Consider the following 16,428-nt stretch of genomic DNA (forward strand, 5'->3'; position numbering starts at 1 on the left):
CGACCGCTCAGGGGCGCCCCGGTACCGCGATCCCGTGCTCGTAGGCGAACACGACCGCCTGGATCCGGTCGCGCACGCCGAGCTTCATCAGGATCTTCGAGACGTGCGTCTTCACGGTCGCCTCGCCCACGAACAGCTCGGCCGCGATCTCGGCGTTCGACCAGCCCCGCGCCAGGTGCACGAGCACCTCCCGCTCGCGGTCCGTCAGGTCGGCCACTCCGGAGTGCTCGGCCGCGGCCGGCGTGTGCTCGGGCACGGACGCGAACCGCTCGATCACGCGCCGGGTGACGTCGGGGGCGAGCATCGCGTCGCCGCGGGCGACCACCTGCACGGCCTCGACCAGCTCCTCCGGCGACGCGTTCTTGAGCAGGAACCCGCTGGCGCCGGCCGAGAGCGCCTCGAAGAGGTAGTCGTCGCGGTCGAAGGTGGTGAGGATGAGCACCCGCGAGCACAGGCGCGGGTCGGCCACGATCTCGCGGGTCGCGGCCAGGCCGTCGAGGCCGGGCATCTGCACGTCCATGCAGATCACGTCGGGGCGCAGCTCGGAGGCGCGCTGCAGGGCCTCGAGACCGGTGCGGGCCTCGCCGACCACCTCGATCCCCGGCTCCGACTCGAGGATGATGCGGAAGCCCACGCGGACGAGCTCCTGGTCGTCGACGAGCAGCACGCGCACGTGCTCGGTCATGGGCGGCCCCCGCTCGCTCGCTCCTGACGCCCCCGCGACGTCTCCGACGACGGTACCGGGTCGTCGGCGTCCGGCAAGCTCGCCCGGACGGGGGACAGCGGCACCCGGGCGTGCACGAGGTAGCCTCCGCCCCTCGGCCCCATCTCGATCCAGCCGCCGACCGCGGCCGCGCGCTCGCTCATGCCGGTGTGCCCCAGTCCGCAGGAGGCGGGAGCGCTCGGGTGCGGGCCGGACCCGCCGTCGTCGGCGATCTCGAGCTCGACCGCGTCGGGGGCGTAGCGGAGGCGCACCTCGGCGTGCGCGCCGCGCCCCGCGTGCTTGCGGACGTTCGTGAGCGACTCCTGCGCGATGCGGTAGAGGCTGAGCCCCACCGTCGCGGGGATCTCGCGGGGCGTGCCGAGGGTGAGGAAGACGGTGGGCAGGCCCGATCCGCTGGACGCCGCGACCAGCTCCTCGAGCTGGGCCACCCCGCGGGTGGACGCGGCGTCGGTGAGCGGATTCGGGACCGCGTCCTCGGCGCGCAGCGCGACCAGGATGCGGTGCAGCTCCTCGATCGCCGAGCGCGCGTCGCCCTCGATGGCGCTGAGCGATGCCGCCGCCCGCTCCGGATCCCGCGCCAGCACCCGCCGCGCCGCTCCCGCCTGCACGCCCATCACGCTGACGTGGTGCGCGACCACGTCGTGCAGCTCGCGCGCGATCCGCAGCCGCTCGGAGGACACGGCCTGCCGCGAGGAGCGCTCCCGCTCGTCGTCGAGCTCGGCCGTGCGCGTCTCGAGCGCCTCCAGCCGGCGGGCCGACTGCCACGACGCCTCGCCGAAGACGTAGGCGCTGCCGAAGTAGAGCAGGTTCGAGACGACCGCGAGGGCCGACTCCGCCGCGTAGGGCGAGAGCAGCCCGGGGGAGTCGTCGACCGGCACGGAGCTGCCGAAGTACTCGCCCGTGGCGAGGGTGGTGAGCAGCCAGCCCAGCATCCCGACCGCGATCGCCACTCGGACGACGAGCGCCGTGCGCCGGTTCCGGCCCCACGCGCCGACCGTGTAGAGCGCGAGGAACAGGCAGATCTGGCCGAAGAGCGACTCCGGCACCTGGAGCACGATCCCGAGCGCGTAGACGACGGAGAGCCCGGCCGCCACGCTCGCGGGGAACCGGCGGCGCAGCGCGAGGGGAAGGGTCATCAGGACGGCCCAGTGGGCGCTGACGACGGGGTGCGCCGCGTCCGGGAAGCCCGCCGAGGAGTACAGCGCGACGGAGACGATCGTCGCCACCAGCAGGATCCCCGCGGTGACCGCATCGCGCACGTATCCGGCCCGGCTCGGCGCTCGCCGGATCCAGCCCGCGTCGAGCGGGTCCGCGGCTCCGTCACCTGAGGGCATGCGCCCCACGCTAACCGACGCCGGTCGGACGGGGCCCCGGGAGGCGGAGGAGCGCACCCCGCCACCTCCCGGGCGCGACGTCAGTCCCGGCCGGTGATGCCCCGGGTCGAGGCGATGACGTCGCCCATCTTCTTCCCGAGGGCCTCGTAGAACATCGACAGCGGGAACTCGTCGTCCAGCACCGCGTCGGTGAGCCCGCGCGGGGCGCCGAGCAGCACCTCGTCCGGGAGCCCGCGGGCCCAGGCGGAGGCGGGGTGCGGAGTGAGAGTGGCCGCGATCAGCTCGTGCGCGGCCAGCCAGTGCGCCGTCTTCGGCCGGTCGATCGAGCGCCAGTAGAGCTCGTCGATCGCGTCCGAGAGGGCGACGACCACGTCGGCGACGCCGTCCCACTCGAACGCCAGCCGGGTGTCGGTCCAGTGCAGGACGCCGTGCTGGTGCAGCCAGGCGAAGAGCAGCTGGCCGCCGAGGCCGTCGTAGTTGCGCACCCGCGACCCGGTGAGCGGGAAGCGGAAGAGCCGGTCGAACAGGATCGCGTACTGCACGAAGCGCGAGCGCTCGGCCAGCGCCTCCTCCTCGTCGTCGCGGCGGTCGAGCGCGCCGAGGCGGCGCTCGATGGCGACGGCCTCGCGGAAGGCGGTGAGGTCGCACCGCAGCTCCTCCAGCGAGTAGAGGAAGAAGGGCATCCGCTGCTTGATCATGAACGGGTCGAACGGCAGGTCGCCGCGCATGTGGGTGCGGTCGTGGATGAGGTCCCACATCACGAAGGACTCCTCCGCCAGGCGCTGGTCGGCCAGCAGGCGCTGCGCGTCCTCCGGGAGCTCGAGACGGGTGATCCGGGCCGCCTCCGTGACGACGCGGCGGAACCGGGCCGCCTCGCGGTCGGCGAAGATCGCGCCCCAGGTGAAGGACGGGACGGAGCGCATCGCGACCGTCTCGGGGAACAGCACAGCGCTGTCGGTGTCGTAGCCGGCGGTGAAGTCGACGAAGCGCACGGGCACGAAGAGGGCGTTGGAGTAGTCCCCGGCCTCCAGCTCGGCGACGAACCGCGGCCAGACGACCTCGACGAGGACGGCCTCGACGTGGCGGTCGCGGCTGCCGTTCTGGGTGTACATGGGGAAGACGACGAGGTGGCGGCGGCCGTCGACGCGCTCGAGCTGCGGCTGGAACGCGGTGAGCGAGTCGAGGAAGTCGGGCAGGCCGAGTCCGCCGGCGCTCCAGCGCTCGAGGTCGACGACCAGCGCGTCGAGGTACGCGGCGTCGTGCGGGAACGCGGGGGCGAGGGTGCGGACGCCGGCGACGATCCGCTCGACGAGGGTGCGCGCCTCCTTGAGCCGCTCGGGCTCGGCGAGCGAGCCGTCCTGGGACTGGAGCGGCTGCAGCGCGGCGGCGGCGGCCTTCAGGTCGAGCCAGGCGGCGGAGTCCTCCACGCGGTCCTCGACGACCTCGGGTTCTCCGACGACGGTGCTCTGCACGGCTTGCGACATGGTGATCCTCCTCACGCTGGTGATACGGGGCTGCAGGAGCGGAACGCGCTCCGACTCCGAGCGTATGGGCTCGTGCGCGCGCTTTTCTTGCGTCTCGGCGGAGCGAAGCGGCGATCTCGCGGGGGCGGGCGCACGTCTCCGCCGCCCCTCTCCGGCCCCGCGGTCAGCGGTTGCCCAGGTGTTGTGCAGGTGCCACCCCCCGTCCGGGGCTAGATTCCTCACCGCTTCCGTTTCCCTCCCCTCATCGGGTCGAAGATGGGGCGACACCGTGTCCGCATCCCGAGTGCGGAGACATCCGATCGGACAGGCGCGCCGAACACCCTGGCGGCGCGCTCGATCGGCGAGCCATCCTGAGAGAGAGGATCGGAGAGCGTGACGGGACCCGAACCCGGAAGCGACCAGAGAACAGCCAGCATCGACCACCACCCCGAGAACCTCCGCCTGCTCCCCTGGCCGCAGGCGGACTCCTCCGTCCTGCGCGACACCCTCGCGCACGCGGGCGGCGGACTCGAGAGCGAGAGCGAGATCCTCGTGCGCCACGACCGCTACCTGCGCGGTTGGGCGGACGGCGACGCGTTCTTCTACGTGGTCGAGCTGGACGGACTCTCCGTCGGCTCCATCGGCTATTGGTACGGCTGCTCGCGCGGCGTCGTCGCCTACGAGGCGGCGTGGAGCATCGCTCCGCACGCCCGCGGCATCACCGCGGACTCCGTGCGGATGCTGCTCGAGGAGGCGGCGGCGTTCCCCGTGCCCCGCTTCGTGCACGCCTTCGTGGCGGAGAGCGACCTGGACGCGGGCGCGACCTGCGTCGAGGCCGGCTTCGACCGGATCGACCTCGTCGAGCAGGGCGAACCGCCGGAGCTCTACGTGGACTGGGCGTTCGACCTGGCCGCCGTGGCCTGATCAGATCCCGTGGCGCTCCAGCCACGGCCGCAGCACCGCGAGGAACTCCTCCGGGTGCTCGAGGCCGGGCAGGTGCGCCGCGTCCTCGAGCACGTGCAGCTCGGCACAGCCCACCTCGGCGGCGAGGTGCTCGCACACCGGCAGCGACTCCGAGAGGTCGTGCGCGCCCGCCACGACGAGGGTCGGCACGGCGATCTCCCCGAGCCGCTCGCCCGCCGGCCCGGAGGGCTCGATCGGGCGGGGGGCCTCCTCCTCGTGGCCGACGCCGGTGAGCGCGAGCTCCCGGACCCGCGCGAGGAACTCCGGAGCGACGTCGTCCGCGGAGCGGTCGGGACCCACGGCCCAGAGCTCCGCCTCGACGATCGCCGCCGCCTCCCGCTCGCCCGCGAGCTCCAGCGCCTCGACCTCCCCGAAGCGCCGCTCCTCCTCCGCCGTCAGCGCGGGGTAGTCGAAGCCCGCCAGGCCCGGCGCGATCACGACCAGGCCGGTCACCCGCTCCGGATGCTCGAGCGCCAGGTCGAGCGCGAGCGTTCCGCCCCGCGAGCAGCCGATGACCACCGCGCGCTCGACGCCGAGGTGGTCGAGCACGTCCAGGGCGTCCCGGCGCGGGTCGTACTCCACGTCCTCCGTGCTCGTTCCGCCCGCGCCGCGGACGTCGTAGCGGACCACCAGCCGGTCGCGCGAGAGGTCGGGGACGAGCGGGTCCCACATCCGCAGGTCGGCGATGCCCGCGTGCACGAGCAGCAGGGCGGGCGCGGAGGCGTGGCCGTCCGCCTCCCAGTGGAGGCTCGCGCCGGGGACCTCGAGATGCGGCATGCCGCACACCGTAGGCGCGTCCCGCCGACGCTGCAACGCCCGGCCACTGCCTAGGGTGGAGGCGCGACAGCGGACGGGCCGCGGCGGGGAGGCGGCGGCGTGGAGGGCGTGCTCACCGGCTTCTCGATCATCGGGGTCGTCATCGCGGTCGGCTACCTGATCGCGCGGTTCCGGATCGTCCCGCCCGAGAGCCGGCTGATCCTGTCGCGGATCGCCTTCTTCGTCACGACGCCGGCGCTGCTGTTCACCGTGCTGTCGCGGGCCGACGTCTCCGTCCTCTTCTCCTCGTTCCTGCTCGTCTCGCTCCTGACGGTGCTGACCGTCGCCCTGCTCTACGTGCTGGCCTCGCGGCTGCTCTTCCCCCGCCCGCTGCCGGAGACGGTGATCGGGACCGCGGCCTCCTCCTACGTCAACGCCAACAACATCGGGCTGCCGGTCGCCATCTACGTGCTGGGCGATCCGCAGTGGGTGGCCCCGACGCTCCTCCTGCAGCTGATCGTCCTCGCGCCGACGATCCTGACGCTGCTCGACGTCTCGACGAGCGGGCGGACCTCGGTCGGCGCGATCCTCACGCAGCCGCTGCGGAATCCGATGATCATCGCCTCCGCCCTCGGCCTCGTCGTCGCCCTCACCGGCGTCGAGCTGCCCGCGCCCGTGCTGCAGCCGTTCTCGATCATCGGCAACGCGTCGATCCCGCTGGTGCTGATCGCCTTCGGGATGTCGCTGCGCGGGCAGCGGCCGCTGGAGGCGGGGCCGGCGCGGGTCGAGGTGGTCGTCGCCTCCGTGCTCAAGTCGCTGGTGATGCCGGCGGTCGCGCTGCTGCTGGGGCGCTTCGCGTTCCACCTCGACTCCGAGCACCTCTTCGTGGTGACGGTGACCGCCGCGCTGCCGACCGCGCAGAACATCTTCACCTTCGCCTCGCGCTACGACCGGGGCGTCGCCGTCGCCCGCGACACGGCCCTCGTGACCACGGTCGCCGCGGTGCCCGTGCTCATCGGGGTGTCCCTCCTGCTGGGCTGAGCGGAGCAGCATCCCCGGCTCCCGCTCGGGCCCGGCGGAGGCGCCGGACGGCCCGCGCATCCGCGTCGCGTGTCCCTCGTCCTGGGACGGGGCCGGTGGCGCGGGCCCGGTCGCACTCCGCCGACCGTCGCTTAGGCTCTCTCGAATGAGCACCACCACGTCCGCCGACCGCTCCGCCCGCGGCAGGCCGCGCCGCCGTCGCGGCCTCTGGATCACGCTGATCGTCCTCCTGGTCCTGCTGATCGGCGCCGTCGTCGCGGTGCTCCTCGGCGTGCGCACCTACGACAAGGCGATGACCGTCCGCGACAAGCTGACCGAGGCGATCCCGCTGGTGTCGCAGGTGACGGACAGGCTGACGACGTTCGACACCTCCGGGGCGGAGGAGACCGCGGGCCGGATCGCGACCCTCACCGGCGAGGCGCGCGACGAGACCGAGGACCCGGTGTGGCGGGTGATGGAGGTGGTGCCCGTCCTCGGGCCGAACCTGTCCGCGGTCCGCGCCGCGACCGAGATCGCCGACGACGTCTCCGGCCGGATCGTCACGCCGCTCTCCACGACCTCGCTCGACATCCTCAAGCCCGTCGACGGCAGGGTCGACCTCGCGGCGATCACCGAGCTGTCGCAGAAGATCACCGTCGCCAAGGAGGTCGTCGACGCGGCGCAGACCCGTGTCGAGGGCATCGACCGCGGCCCGCTGGTGCCGCAGGTCGCCTCGGCCCTCGACTCCTTCACTCCGCAGCTGGCCACCGCGACCACGGCGATGGAGCAGGTCGAGCCGCTCACCGCGATCCTCCCCGACTCCCTCGGAGCCTCCGGCCCGCGCCACTACCTGGTGATGTTCCAGAACCTGGCGGAGTCGCAGGCTCTGGGCGGCGGCGCGTCGTCGGTGATGCAGCTCGACGTCGACGGCGGCGCGATCTCGATCGGCCGTCAGCTGGGCAGCGGCGACTTCCGCGGTCTGGCGCCCGTCACCGTCGACCAGAGCGCGCTCGACACCATCGGCGAGAACATGGCGACGACCTTCAACGTCTCGACCAGCCGCCCCGACTTCCCGACGGCCGCCTCGATCGCCTCACAGTTCTGGGCGCAGAAGTTCCCCGAGCAGAGGATCGACGGCGTCCTCGCGATCGACCCCGTCGCCCTCTCCTACCTCCTCGGCTCGACCGGGCCGGTGACCCTCACCGACGGCACGGTCCTCACGAGCGAGAACACCGTCTCGACCCTGCTCAACGAGGTCTACTTCCGCTACCCGGAGTCGGTCGTGGCCGAGCGCACCGACGAGTTCTTCTCGGAGGCGAGCGCGACGGTCCTGGGGAAGATCCTCGGCGGGGAGATGGAGCCCACGAAGATGCTCCCGGCGATCGTGAAGGCGGTCGACGAGAGCCGCATCCTCGCCTACAGCTCCGACGCCGACGAGCAGGCGCTCCTCGCGCCCACGCCGATCGCGGGGGTCCTGCCGCAGACGACGACCGACGGCACGACCACCGGAGTGTTCTTCCAGGACGCCTCGGGCGGCTCGAAGATGGACTACTACCTGAGCACGGCGGTCACGCAGTCGAGCGCGGGCCGGTGCGCCGCCTCCGGCGCGGTCTTCACCACCTCCGTCACCGTGACCAACACGATCTCGAAGGCGGTCGCTCGGACGCTGCCCGGCTACGTCGCCGCGGCCGGCGGGCGCGGTGCGTACCCCCTGGGCGACTTCGTCACCAACATCTACGTCTACGGCCCTCCCGGGACCACGGTGTCGAGCGCGGCCTGGGCCGACGGCACGGGCTACGGACCCGAGAGCCTCGACGACCTCGGCCGTCCCGTCTCGAAGGTCGCCGTGCAGCTCTCGCCCGGCCAGTCCGAGACGTTCGACGTGCAGTTCAGCGCCGGCGACGCCTCCGGCTTCGGCGACCAGACCGTGCGGGTGACCCCGATGATCAACCCCACCGCGGTCACGCTGAACGACGAGCCCGCCTGCGGCTGACCGCGCGATCGCGCCCCGAGCACGCCGACCGCTGACGCGCCCCCGGGTCGGTGCTGGACCAGCGCCGACCGGTCCGACCGCTGACGCGCCCCCCGGGTAAGTGCTGGACCAGCGCCGACCGCTCCGACCGCTGACGCGCCCCCGGGTCGGTGCTAGACCAGCGCCGACCCGGGGATCGAGCTCGTCACGAGCGAGGAGGCGAGGAACGCGGTGGCGATGCAGAGCACGAACCCGATGGCCGGCACGAGGAACGCGCGACGGCCCACGAGGTAGCGCACGACCGTCACGGCCACGGCGATCAGCGTCAGCGCGGGCGGCCCGATCAGCGCGATCGAGACGCCCCAGTCGATCCGGTCGAAGTCGCAGGCGAAGTTCTGGCCCTCGCACTGCGCGGGGAAGACCGAGAGGATCGCGGCGAGGTAGCCGAGCACGATCGTGAGCAGGCCGAGGGCGAGGCAGCCGAGGATCGAGAGCACGAGGTCCCAGCGGCGCCGGCGCGGCTTCCCGGCGGCGATGATCTCGCCCACCGAGCGGTAGGCGTCGGACCGGAACTCGTCGTGCGCGGCTCCGGGGCGGGCGGTCGCGGGGCGGGCGGTCGCAGGGCGCGCCGTCGCGGGTCTGGCGGCGGGGCGGGAGGCGCCGGCCGAGGCGGCCTGGGCCCGCGCGCGCTTCTTCTTCGACGAGGCCATGCTCAGAAGATCATCGGGCGGTCGTCGTCGAGGGTCGTCTCCAGGTCGAGGTCGACCACCACCGGGACGTGGTCGCTCGGGGCGTCGCCCTTGCGCTCGTCGCGGTGGATCGAGGCGCCGGTGACGAGCTCGCCGAACGCGGGGGAGCCGAGCACGAAGTCGATCCGCAGCCCCTCGTTGCGCGGGAAGCGGAGCTGCTTGTAGTCCCAGTAGGTGTAGCCCTCGGGCACGAGCGGGCGGACGACGTCGCGCAGGCCCGCGTCCTCGAAGGCGGCGAAGGCGGCGCGCTCGGGGATCGAGACGTGCGTGGATCCGGGGCCGAGGCTCGGGTCGCCCACGTCGCTGTCGAGCGGCGCGACGTTCCAGTCGCCGACCAGGGCGAGCGGCAGGTCGGGCTCGGCGGCCAGCCACTCGCGGGTGCTCGCCTCGAGGGCCGCGAGCCACTCGAGCTTGTAGAGGTAGTGCGGGTCGTCGACCGCGCGGCCGTTCGGGACGTAGAGGCTCCAGACGCGCACGCCGTCGACCGTGGCGCCGATCGCGCGGGCCTCGAGCGGGAAGGAGCCGTCGGCCGCCGCCTCCTTCGCGAAGCCGGGCATGCCCGGGAAGCCGATCTGCACGTCGTCCATCGGCAGGCGCGAGGCGATGCCGACGCCGTTCCACTGGCTGAGCCCGACCATCTCGACGTGGTAGCCGGCGTCGGCGAAGGCCTCGTGCGGGAACTGCTCGGGCTTGCACTTGAGCTCCTGCATGGCGAGGACGTCCACGTCCTCGCGCACGAGCCAGTCGACGACGCGGCCGGCGCGGGCCCGGATGGAGTTCACGTTCCAGGTGGCGATGCGCATCCTGGAAGTGTAGGAGCCGCCGCCGACACGTCTCCTGCGCGTCCTCCGCGCGTCCCGGCGGCCGCGGGCCGGGGGAGTCATCCCCTCGGCGGATTGCGGAACCGGTGTCGGTGGTCGATGGTTGTCTAGCGCCGTCCCGACCGGCCGTTCGTTGTGCCGTCCGGACGCCGCCGCCGCCCGCGCCGTGCGGGCCCGACGGGCTCCCCGGCGCTCCGCGCTCCCCAGCCCGGTCCCCTCCCCTCCCGCTCCTGCTCCGCCCCTCCGGAGGACCCATGATCCTGCTCCGCCTCGCCTCCGCCTACGCGAAGCCCTACGCGCGCTGGGTGGCCGCCGTCGTCGTGCTGCAGCTCGTCGCGACGCTCGCCGCGCTCTACCTGCCGAGCCTCAACGCCGAGATCATCGACCAGGGCATCGGCCGCGGCGACACCGACTTCATCTGGGGAACCGGCATGACCATGCTCGGCGTCTGCGTCGTGCAGGTCGCCGCGGCGATCGGAGCCGTCTACTTCGGCGCCCGCACCGCCATGTCCGTCGGCCGCGACCTGCGCCGCGACGTCTACCGCCGCGTCGACTCGCTCAGCGGGCTCGAGGTCGGCGGCTTCGGCACGGCCACCCTGATCACCCGCGGCACGAACGACGTGCAGCAGGTGCAGATGCTCGTGCTGATGACCCTCAACTTCATGGTCTCCGCGCCGATCATGTGCGTCGGCGGCATCGTCTTCGCCCTGCGTGAGGACGCCGGCCTCTCCTGGCTGGTCTGGGTGTCGGTGCCGCTGCTGTTCGTCGTGGTCGGCTTCCTGGTGTTCCTGCTGCTGCCGCTGTTCCGCCTCATGCAGGACCGGATCGACGGGATCAACAGCGTGCTCCGCGAGCAGATCACGGGCATCCGCGTGGTGCGCGCCTTCGTGCGCGAGCCGTTCGAGTCCGAGCGGTACCGCAAGGCCAACGCGGCGATCACCGAGGTGTCGATCAAGGTCGGCAACATCTTCGTGCTGATGTTCCCCGCGATCATGATGATCCTGCACCTGGCCACCGCGGCCGTGCTGTGGTTCGGCGGGCAGCGCGTCGACGCCGGTCAGATGCAGGTGGGCTCGCTCACCGCGTTCCTGCAGTACCTCCTCCAGATCCTCACCGCCGTGATGATGGGCGTCTTCATGGTGATGATGATCCCGCGCGCGGTCGTCTGCGCCGAGCGGATCCAGCAGGTGCTCGACGCCCGCACCAGCCTCACCACACCCGAGGGCGGAGTCCCGACGCCCGCGCGCGGCCGCGTCGAGTTCTCCGGGGTCGTCTTCGGCTACCCGGGCGCCGAGCGCCCCGTGCTCTCGGGCATCGACATCGTCGCGGAGCCGGGCCGCACCACGGCCGTCGTCGGCTCCACCGGCGCCGGCAAGACGACCCTGCTCGGCCTCGTGCCGCGCCTGTTCGACCCGCAGGAGGGCACCGTCACGATCGACGGCGTGCCCGTCTCCTCCCTCGACCGGGCGCAGCTCGCCGAGGTGATCGGGCTCGTGCCCCAGCGCCCCTACCTCTTCTCGGGGACGATCGCCTCGAACCTGCGCTTCGGCCGCCCCGACGCGACGGACGCCGAGCTGTGGGAGGCGCTGCGCATCGCCCAGGGCGAGGACTTCGTGCGGAGCAAGGAGCACGGGCTCGACGAGCCGGTCTCGCAGGGCGGCACCAACGTCTCCGGCGGGCAGCGCCAGCGGCTCTGCATCGCGCGGGCCCTCGTCGCGAAGCCGCGGGTTTACCTGTTCGACGACTCGTTCTCGGCGCTCGACGTCGCGACCGATGCGCGGCTGCGGGAGTCGCTGGCCGTCGCCACCACCGACGCGACCGTGATCATCGTGGCCCAGCGGGTGTCGACCATCCGCCACGCCGACCAGATCGTCGTGCTCGACGCGGGACGCGTCGTCGGCCGCGGCACGCACGACGAGCTCCTCGAGACGAACGCGACCTACCGCGAGATCGTCGAATCCCAGCTGAGCGTCGAAGGAGTGTCCTGAGATGGCGCGCACACGCGACACCACCGCCCCCGAGGAGACGACGTCCCCCGAGCCCGAGTTCGAGCCCGGCGAGGGCGACGGCGGCATGTTCGGGGACGGGCCGCCCGCCCGCAAGGCGCAGAACTTCTGGCCCTCGGCCAAGCGCCTCTTCTCGCTGCTCGGCCCCGAGCGCGCCCGGATGGTCCTCGTGGTCGCCCTGGTCTCGCTGTCGGTCGTCCTCACCGTCATCGCGCCCAAGATCCTCGGGCAGGCGATGGACACGATCTTCAACGGCGTGATCGGCTCCCAGCTCCCCGCCGGCGTCCCGCTCGAGCAGATCATCGAGCAGCAGCGCGCCTCGGGCAACGGCACCTTCGCCGACATGCTGGCCAAGACCGACATCGTGCCCGGCGCGGGCATCGACTTCGTGGTCCTCGGCCGCCTGATCATCATCGTGCTGCTGATGTACGTCGTCGCGTCGGTGCTCATGTGGGCGCAGGGCTACATCCTCAACGGCCTCGTGATGCGGGTGGTCTTCGGCCTCCGCCAGGCCATCGAGGCGAAGCTCAATCGCCTCCCGCTGCGCTTCTTCGACACCCGGCAGCGCGGCGACGTGATGTCGCGCGTCACGAACGACGTCGACAACATCCAGACGGCGCTGCAGCAGGCCTTCTCGCAGCTGGTGCAGTCGGTGCTCACCATCATCGGCATCGCCGCGATGATGTTCATCGTCTCGTGGCAGCTCGCGCTGATCGCGCTGATCTCGATCCCGCTCTCGGGCGTGATCGCGGGCGTGATCGGCGCCCGCTCCCAGAAGCTCTTCGCCGCCCAGTGGAAGAACACGGGCGCGCTCAACGGCCACATCGAGGAGACCTTCTCCGGGCTCGAGATCGTCCGCGCCTTCGGCCGCGACCGCGAGATGCTCGAGGAGTTCGACCGCCGCAACGACAGCCTCTACACCGCCTCGTTCGGCGCCCAGTTCGTCTCGGGCATGATCATGCCCGCGATGACCTTCGTCTCCTACCTCTCCTACGTGCTCATCGCCGTGGTCGGCGGCCTGCGGGTCGCCTCCGGTCAGCTCACGCTCGGCGACGCGACCGCGTTCATCCAGTACTCGCGCGAGTTCACCCAGCCGGTGACCCAGCTGGCGAGCATGGCGAACATGCTGCAGTCCGGCGTCGCCTCGGCCGAGCGCACCTTCGAGCTGCTCGACGCCGAGGAGCAGGAGCCGGAGACGGCGACCGCGTCGCTCCCGCAGCGCACCGACGGCCACGTGGAGTTCGAGGGCGTCTCGTTCTCGTACGACCCGGAGCAGCCGCTGATCGAGGACCTGACCTTCTCGGCGCAGCCCGGGCAGACGGTCGCCATCGTCGGTCCGACCGGGGCGGGGAAGACCACGCTGGTCAACCTGGTCATGCGCTTCTACGAGCTCACCGGAGGGCGCATCCTGCTCGACGGTGTCGACATCACGAGCCTCGCGCGCGGCGATCTGCGCTCGCGCGTGGGCATGGTGCTGCAGGACGCGTGGCTCTTCCAGGGCACCATCCGCGAGAACATCCGCTACGGGCGCCTGGACGCGACCGACGAGGAGATCGTCGACGCGGCGAAGGCCACCATGGTCGACCGCTTCGTGCGCCAGCTGCCGGACGGCTACGACACGGTGCTGGACGCCGACGGCGGCAGCGTCTCGGCGGGCGAGCGGCAGCTGATCACGATCGCGCGCGCGTTCCTCGCGAACCCGTCGCTGCTGATCCTCGACGAGGCCACCTCCTCGGTCGACACCCGCACGGAGCTGCTCGTGCAGCACGCGATGAACGCGCTCCGCACCGACCGGACCTCGTTCGTCATCGCGCACCGGCTCTCCACGATCCGCGATGCCGACACCATCCTGGTGATGGAGTCGGGCCGGATCGTCGAGCAGGGCGCGCACGAGGCGCTCCTGAAGCAGCGCGGTGCCTACTACGAGCTCTACATGACGCAGTTCCGCGGAGGAGGCGACGAGGCGGGCGAGCACGCCGCAGCGGGCGCGCTCCCGAGCGGGGGAGGGGTCGCCCCGTAGAGTAGGCGCGTGACCGACGCACGCCAGCAGCTCATCGAGTACATCGGCTCCGACGCCGTCTTCCACGGGGACTTCACCCTCACGAGCGGCAAGAAGGCGTCGTACTACGTCGACCTGCGCCGCGTGAGCCTCGACCACCGCGTCGCGCCGCTGATCGGGCAGGTCATGCTCGACCTCATCGCGCCGCTCGAGCGCGTCGACGCCGTCGGCGGCCTCACCATGGGAGCCGACCCGATCGCCGCCGCGATCCTCCACCAGGGCGCCGCCCGCGGTCTCGCCTACGACGCGTTCGTCGTGCGCAAGGAGCCCAAGGACCACGGCCGCGGCCGGCAGGTCGAGGGCCCCGACCTCGAGGGCAAGCGCGTCGTCGTCGTCGAGGACACGTCCACCACCGGCGGCTCGCCGCTGAAGGCGATCGAGGCCCTGCTGAAGGTCGGCGCCGAGATCGCAGGAGTCGCCGTCGTCGTCGACCGTGCGACCGGGGCCCGCGAGATCATCGAGGACGCCGGCTACCCGTACTTCGCCGCGATCGGTCTGGCCGACCTCGGCCTGAGCTGATGGTCGACGAGGGGGGACGCGGCGGGGGCCCGGGAGGCGGCGAGCACCCGGAGCCGGAGGGCCGCGGGTCCGAGGGCCGCGAGCCGGAGGGCCGCGAGCCCGAGCTTGCCGGATCGGAGACCTCCGAGCCGGAGCGACCCGAGCCGGAGCGTCCCGTCGGCAGCAGCGAGTGGCTGCTCCAGCAGCTCAGCGGCGGCCGCCTGAAGAGCATCTTCGACTCGCCCCGCCCCGTCCCTCCCGTGGAGGAGTCGCGCGCGGAGCGGACGTCCGGTCCTGCTGAGTCCGCAGCCGACGAGGCCCACGCGTCAGCGGAGGAGCGGAGCGTTGCGAGCGAGTCGGCCTCCTCCGCCGACGCGGCCGGACCGTCGTCGAGCGACCGTGACAGCGACAGCGACAGCGACAGCGACAGCGACAGCGACAGCGACTCCGACGCTGCGCCGCGCCGTGCCCCTGCCGCTCCGGTCGGCCTGTGGCCGGGGGAGCCCGTGCTGAGCGCGGCGCCCGCCGCCGAGGAGGCCGACGGCGACCTCCCGAAACCCGCGGACGACTCCGCTCGGGTGGAGGAGCAGGACGCCGACGCCGACCGCGGAACGGTCGTGGAGCCGGAGCGCTCCTCCGACCGCGACGGCGTCTCCGCCGAGGGACGGAGCTCTCGGGGCGGCGACATGGGGGCCCCCGACACGGGAGTCTCCGACACGGGAGCCCGCGCCATGGGAGTGCACGAGGCGGGTGCCCGCGAGGCGGGTGCCCGCGAGACGGGTGTCCGCGAGGCGGGTGCCGGTGGGACGACTGCCCGCGACACGAGTGCCTCCGACGCGGACGTGTCCGACGAGGACGCCTTCGACGCGTTCTTCGCTCCCCTCCTCGACGACGATGCCGACGGCTCCGGCCCCGGCTCCGACGCCTCCGCCGACGCCGGGCGCACCGAGGTGCACCGCCGCGGGGCGGACTCCGTGCGCCCGGTCCTGCCGCACACCGACCCGCCCGCCGACCTGCCGACCGCCCCCGCCGGGCTGCGCAGCGCCCACCGGCCGGACGACGAGCCCGATGCCGGATCCTCGACCGACGTCGACCCGGCGGGCCGCTCCGGCGTCCCCTCCCCCGCCGACGGACGCCCGGTCGGCGCGACCCCGCCGACTCCGCGCGAGCCGACTCCGCCCGCCGTCTACGAGTGGCCCGACCCGCGAGGGGACTGGGACCAGCCGCCCGTGTGGGAGCAGGTCGTCGCTCCGCATGACGAGCCCGACGAGGACAGCGGCGACGAGGAGCTGTGGCGCGAGACCGCCGGCGCCTACTCGTGGAACCTCGAGCCGGCCGCCGAGCCCGCCGACCGCGCCGAGCCCGCACCCTTCCGCACCGCTCCCGCGGCCGCCCACGTCAACGCCGCTCCGCCGCGGAAGCGCCGCTCCGCCCGGTCCCGACCCGAGAGCCGCGAACGCGACTCGGCGCCCGCGTGGCGCACGCTCAGCCGACGCCGGCTCCTGATCGGCCTGATCGCGGCGGGTGCGGTGATCCTCCTCGCCGGGCTCTTCGCGATCGGCATCGCCGTCGGGAGCGCCGGCGGTCGAGCAGAGCCGCAGGCCGTCCCGGTCGTCAGCGAGACGCCCACGGCGGAGCCGACCCCCTCGCCCACGCCGACCGCGACCCTCCCGACCGTCGGACCGCTGCCCGTCGGCACCTGGGCCTGGAGCGCGCTCCTCGGCGGCGAGTGCGTCGAGCCCTTCGACTCCGTCTGGGCGGAGGAGTTCACCGTCGTGGACTGCGCGGCGGCTCACTCCGCCCAGCTCGTCTCCACCGCGGAGCTGACCGACCCGGCGTTCCCCGGCCAGGACGCGCTGGCCGTCACCGTCTCCTCGCTCTGCCAGGCGCAGGGCGTCGTGGACGTCGCCGCGGCCGAGACCTACGGCGACGTGCAGGTCGCCGGTGCGTTCCCCGTCACCCAGGAGCAGTGGGACGCGGGCGAGCGCAGCTACTACTGCTTCGTCGACCGGGCGGGCGGCGGCGAGCTGACCGGCTCCCTCGCCGGCACCCCCGCGGCCTGA

13 protein-coding genes are annotated in these 16,428 nt (G+C 72.9%); 7 read left to right on the forward strand and 6 right to left on the reverse strand.

The window, feature by feature from the left end:
* Positions 1 to 7: 7 nt before the first annotated feature.
* The 3 genes from C5B98_RS08865 to C5B98_RS08875 all read right to left on the reverse strand — a co-directional run bounded on the left by C5B98_RS08865 (position 8) and on the right by C5B98_RS08875 (position 3,542).
* Positions 8 to 685, reverse strand: a complete 678-nt coding sequence (locus C5B98_RS08865) for a response regulator transcription factor (RefSeq protein ID WP_104250690.1) — start codon at positions 683 to 685, stop codon at positions 8 to 10.
* Complete coding sequence (locus tag C5B98_RS08870) at positions 682 to 2,058, reverse strand: sensor histidine kinase (protein WP_104327644.1); 1,377 nt, start codon at positions 2,056 to 2,058, stop codon at positions 682 to 684. Before C5B98_RS08870 ends, C5B98_RS08865 begins: the two co-directional genes overlap by 4 nt.
* 80 nt (positions 2,059 to 2,138) lie before the next feature.
* Positions 2,139 to 3,542, reverse strand: coding sequence for a DUF6421 family protein (locus C5B98_RS08875; RefSeq protein ID WP_104327645.1), 1,404 nt, complete (start codon positions 3,540 to 3,542; stop codon positions 2,139 to 2,141).
* A 372-nt stretch (positions 3,543 to 3,914) separates the two neighbouring features.
* On the opposite strand from C5B98_RS08875, the gene C5B98_RS08880 reads away from it, so the two are divergent.
* A complete protein-coding gene (locus C5B98_RS08880; RefSeq protein WP_104327646.1) occupies positions 3,915 to 4,445 on the forward strand; it encodes a hypothetical protein in 531 nt (176 codons plus the stop codon).
* On the opposite strand, the gene C5B98_RS08885 is transcribed toward C5B98_RS08880, so the two are convergent.
* Positions 4,446 to 5,261, reverse strand: a complete 816-nt coding sequence (locus C5B98_RS08885; RefSeq protein ID WP_104327647.1) for an alpha/beta fold hydrolase — start codon at positions 5,259 to 5,261, stop codon at positions 4,446 to 4,448.
* Positions 5,262 to 5,360: 99 nt separating this feature from the next.
* Here C5B98_RS08885 and C5B98_RS08890 point away from each other — a divergent pair, with 99 nt between their 5' ends.
* Both C5B98_RS08890 and C5B98_RS08895 read left to right on the forward strand, forming a co-directional pair.
* Complete coding sequence (locus C5B98_RS08890; protein WP_104222809.1) at positions 5,361 to 6,281, forward strand: AEC family transporter; 921 nt, start codon at positions 5,361 to 5,363, stop codon at positions 6,279 to 6,281.
* Positions 6,282 to 6,426: 145 nt separating this feature from the next.
* Positions 6,427 to 8,253, forward strand: a complete 1,827-nt coding sequence (locus C5B98_RS08895) for a DUF4012 domain-containing protein (RefSeq protein ID WP_104327648.1) — start codon at positions 6,427 to 6,429, stop codon at positions 8,251 to 8,253.
* Between the two features lie 152 nt (positions 8,254 to 8,405).
* Here the strand turns inward: C5B98_RS08895 and C5B98_RS08900 are convergent, their stop codons facing one another.
* Together C5B98_RS08900 and C5B98_RS08905 are read right to left on the reverse strand one after the other, a co-directional pair.
* Positions 8,406 to 8,942, reverse strand: a complete 537-nt coding sequence (locus C5B98_RS08900) for a hypothetical protein (protein ID WP_104327649.1) — start codon at positions 8,940 to 8,942, stop codon at positions 8,406 to 8,408.
* Positions 8,943 to 8,944: 2 nt separating this feature from the next.
* The gene (locus C5B98_RS08905) at positions 8,945 to 9,784 is read right to left on the reverse strand and encodes an exodeoxyribonuclease III (protein ID WP_104327650.1); all 840 of its coding nucleotides are present in this window, start codon (positions 9,782 to 9,784) and stop codon (positions 8,945 to 8,947) included.
* A 272-nt stretch (positions 9,785 to 10,056) separates the two neighbouring features.
* Here C5B98_RS08905 and C5B98_RS08910 point away from each other — a divergent pair, with 272 nt between their 5' ends.
* From C5B98_RS08910 to C5B98_RS17410, 4 genes are read left to right on the forward strand one after another with little or no spacing between them, the layout of a single operon-like run.
* Positions 10,057 to 11,790 carry an ABC transporter ATP-binding protein gene (locus tag C5B98_RS08910; RefSeq protein WP_104327651.1) on the forward strand — a complete coding sequence of 578 codons (1,734 nt, stop codon included), beginning with the start codon at positions 10,057 to 10,059 and terminating at the stop codon, positions 11,788 to 11,790.
* A gap of 1 nt (position 11,791) precedes the next feature.
* On the forward strand, positions 11,792 to 13,828 hold the full coding sequence (locus C5B98_RS08915) for an ABC transporter ATP-binding protein (protein WP_104327652.1): 2,037 nt from the start codon (positions 11,792 to 11,794) through the stop codon (positions 13,826 to 13,828).
* A gap of 9 nt (positions 13,829 to 13,837) precedes the next feature.
* Complete coding sequence (gene pyrE, locus C5B98_RS08920; RefSeq protein WP_104225724.1) at positions 13,838 to 14,386, forward strand: orotate phosphoribosyltransferase; 549 nt, start codon at positions 13,838 to 13,840, stop codon at positions 14,384 to 14,386.
* On the forward strand, positions 14,386 to 16,428 hold the full coding sequence (locus tag C5B98_RS17410) for a septum formation family protein (RefSeq protein ID WP_104327653.1): 2,043 nt from the start codon (positions 14,386 to 14,388) through the stop codon (positions 16,426 to 16,428). The genes pyrE and C5B98_RS17410 overlap by 1 nt, the downstream gene beginning before the upstream one ends.

The sequence above is a fragment of the Rathayibacter sp. AY1A5 genome, from assembly GCF_002930875.1.
Classification (GTDB): Bacteria; Actinomycetota; Actinomycetes; order Actinomycetales; family Microbacteriaceae; genus Rathayibacter.

Excerpts from the sequence above, each read along its gene's own strand:
- C5B98_RS17410 (WP_104327653.1), top strand. The coding sequence starts at position 14,386 with ATGGTCGACGAGGGGGGACGCGGCGGGGGCCCGGGAGGCGGCGAGCAC.
- C5B98_RS08915 (WP_104327652.1), top strand. The coding sequence starts at position 11,792 with ATGGCGCGCACACGCGACACCACCGCCCCCGAGGAGACGACGTCCCCC.
- C5B98_RS08870 (WP_104327644.1), bottom strand. The coding sequence starts at position 2,058 with ATGCCCTCAGGTGACGGAGCCGCGGACCCGCTCGACGCGGGCTGGATC.
- C5B98_RS08875 (WP_104327645.1), bottom strand. The coding sequence starts at position 3,542 with ATGTCGCAAGCCGTGCAGAGCACCGTCGTCGGAGAACCCGAGGTCGTC.
- C5B98_RS08885 (WP_104327647.1), bottom strand. The coding sequence starts at position 5,261 with ATGCCGCATCTCGAGGTCCCCGGCGCGAGCCTCCACTGGGAGGCGGAC.
- C5B98_RS08910 (WP_104327651.1), top strand. The coding sequence starts at position 10,057 with ATGATCCTGCTCCGCCTCGCCTCCGCCTACGCGAAGCCCTACGCGCGC.
- C5B98_RS08895 (WP_104327648.1), top strand. The coding sequence starts at position 6,427 with ATGAGCACCACCACGTCCGCCGACCGCTCCGCCCGCGGCAGGCCGCGC.
- C5B98_RS08865 (WP_104250690.1), bottom strand. The coding sequence starts at position 685 with ATGACCGAGCACGTGCGCGTGCTGCTCGTCGACGACCAGGAGCTCGTC.
- C5B98_RS08900 (WP_104327649.1), bottom strand. The coding sequence starts at position 8,942 with ATGGCCTCGTCGAAGAAGAAGCGCGCGCGGGCCCAGGCCGCCTCGGCC.
- C5B98_RS08905 (WP_104327650.1), bottom strand. The coding sequence starts at position 9,784 with ATGCGCATCGCCACCTGGAACGTGAACTCCATCCGGGCCCGCGCCGGC.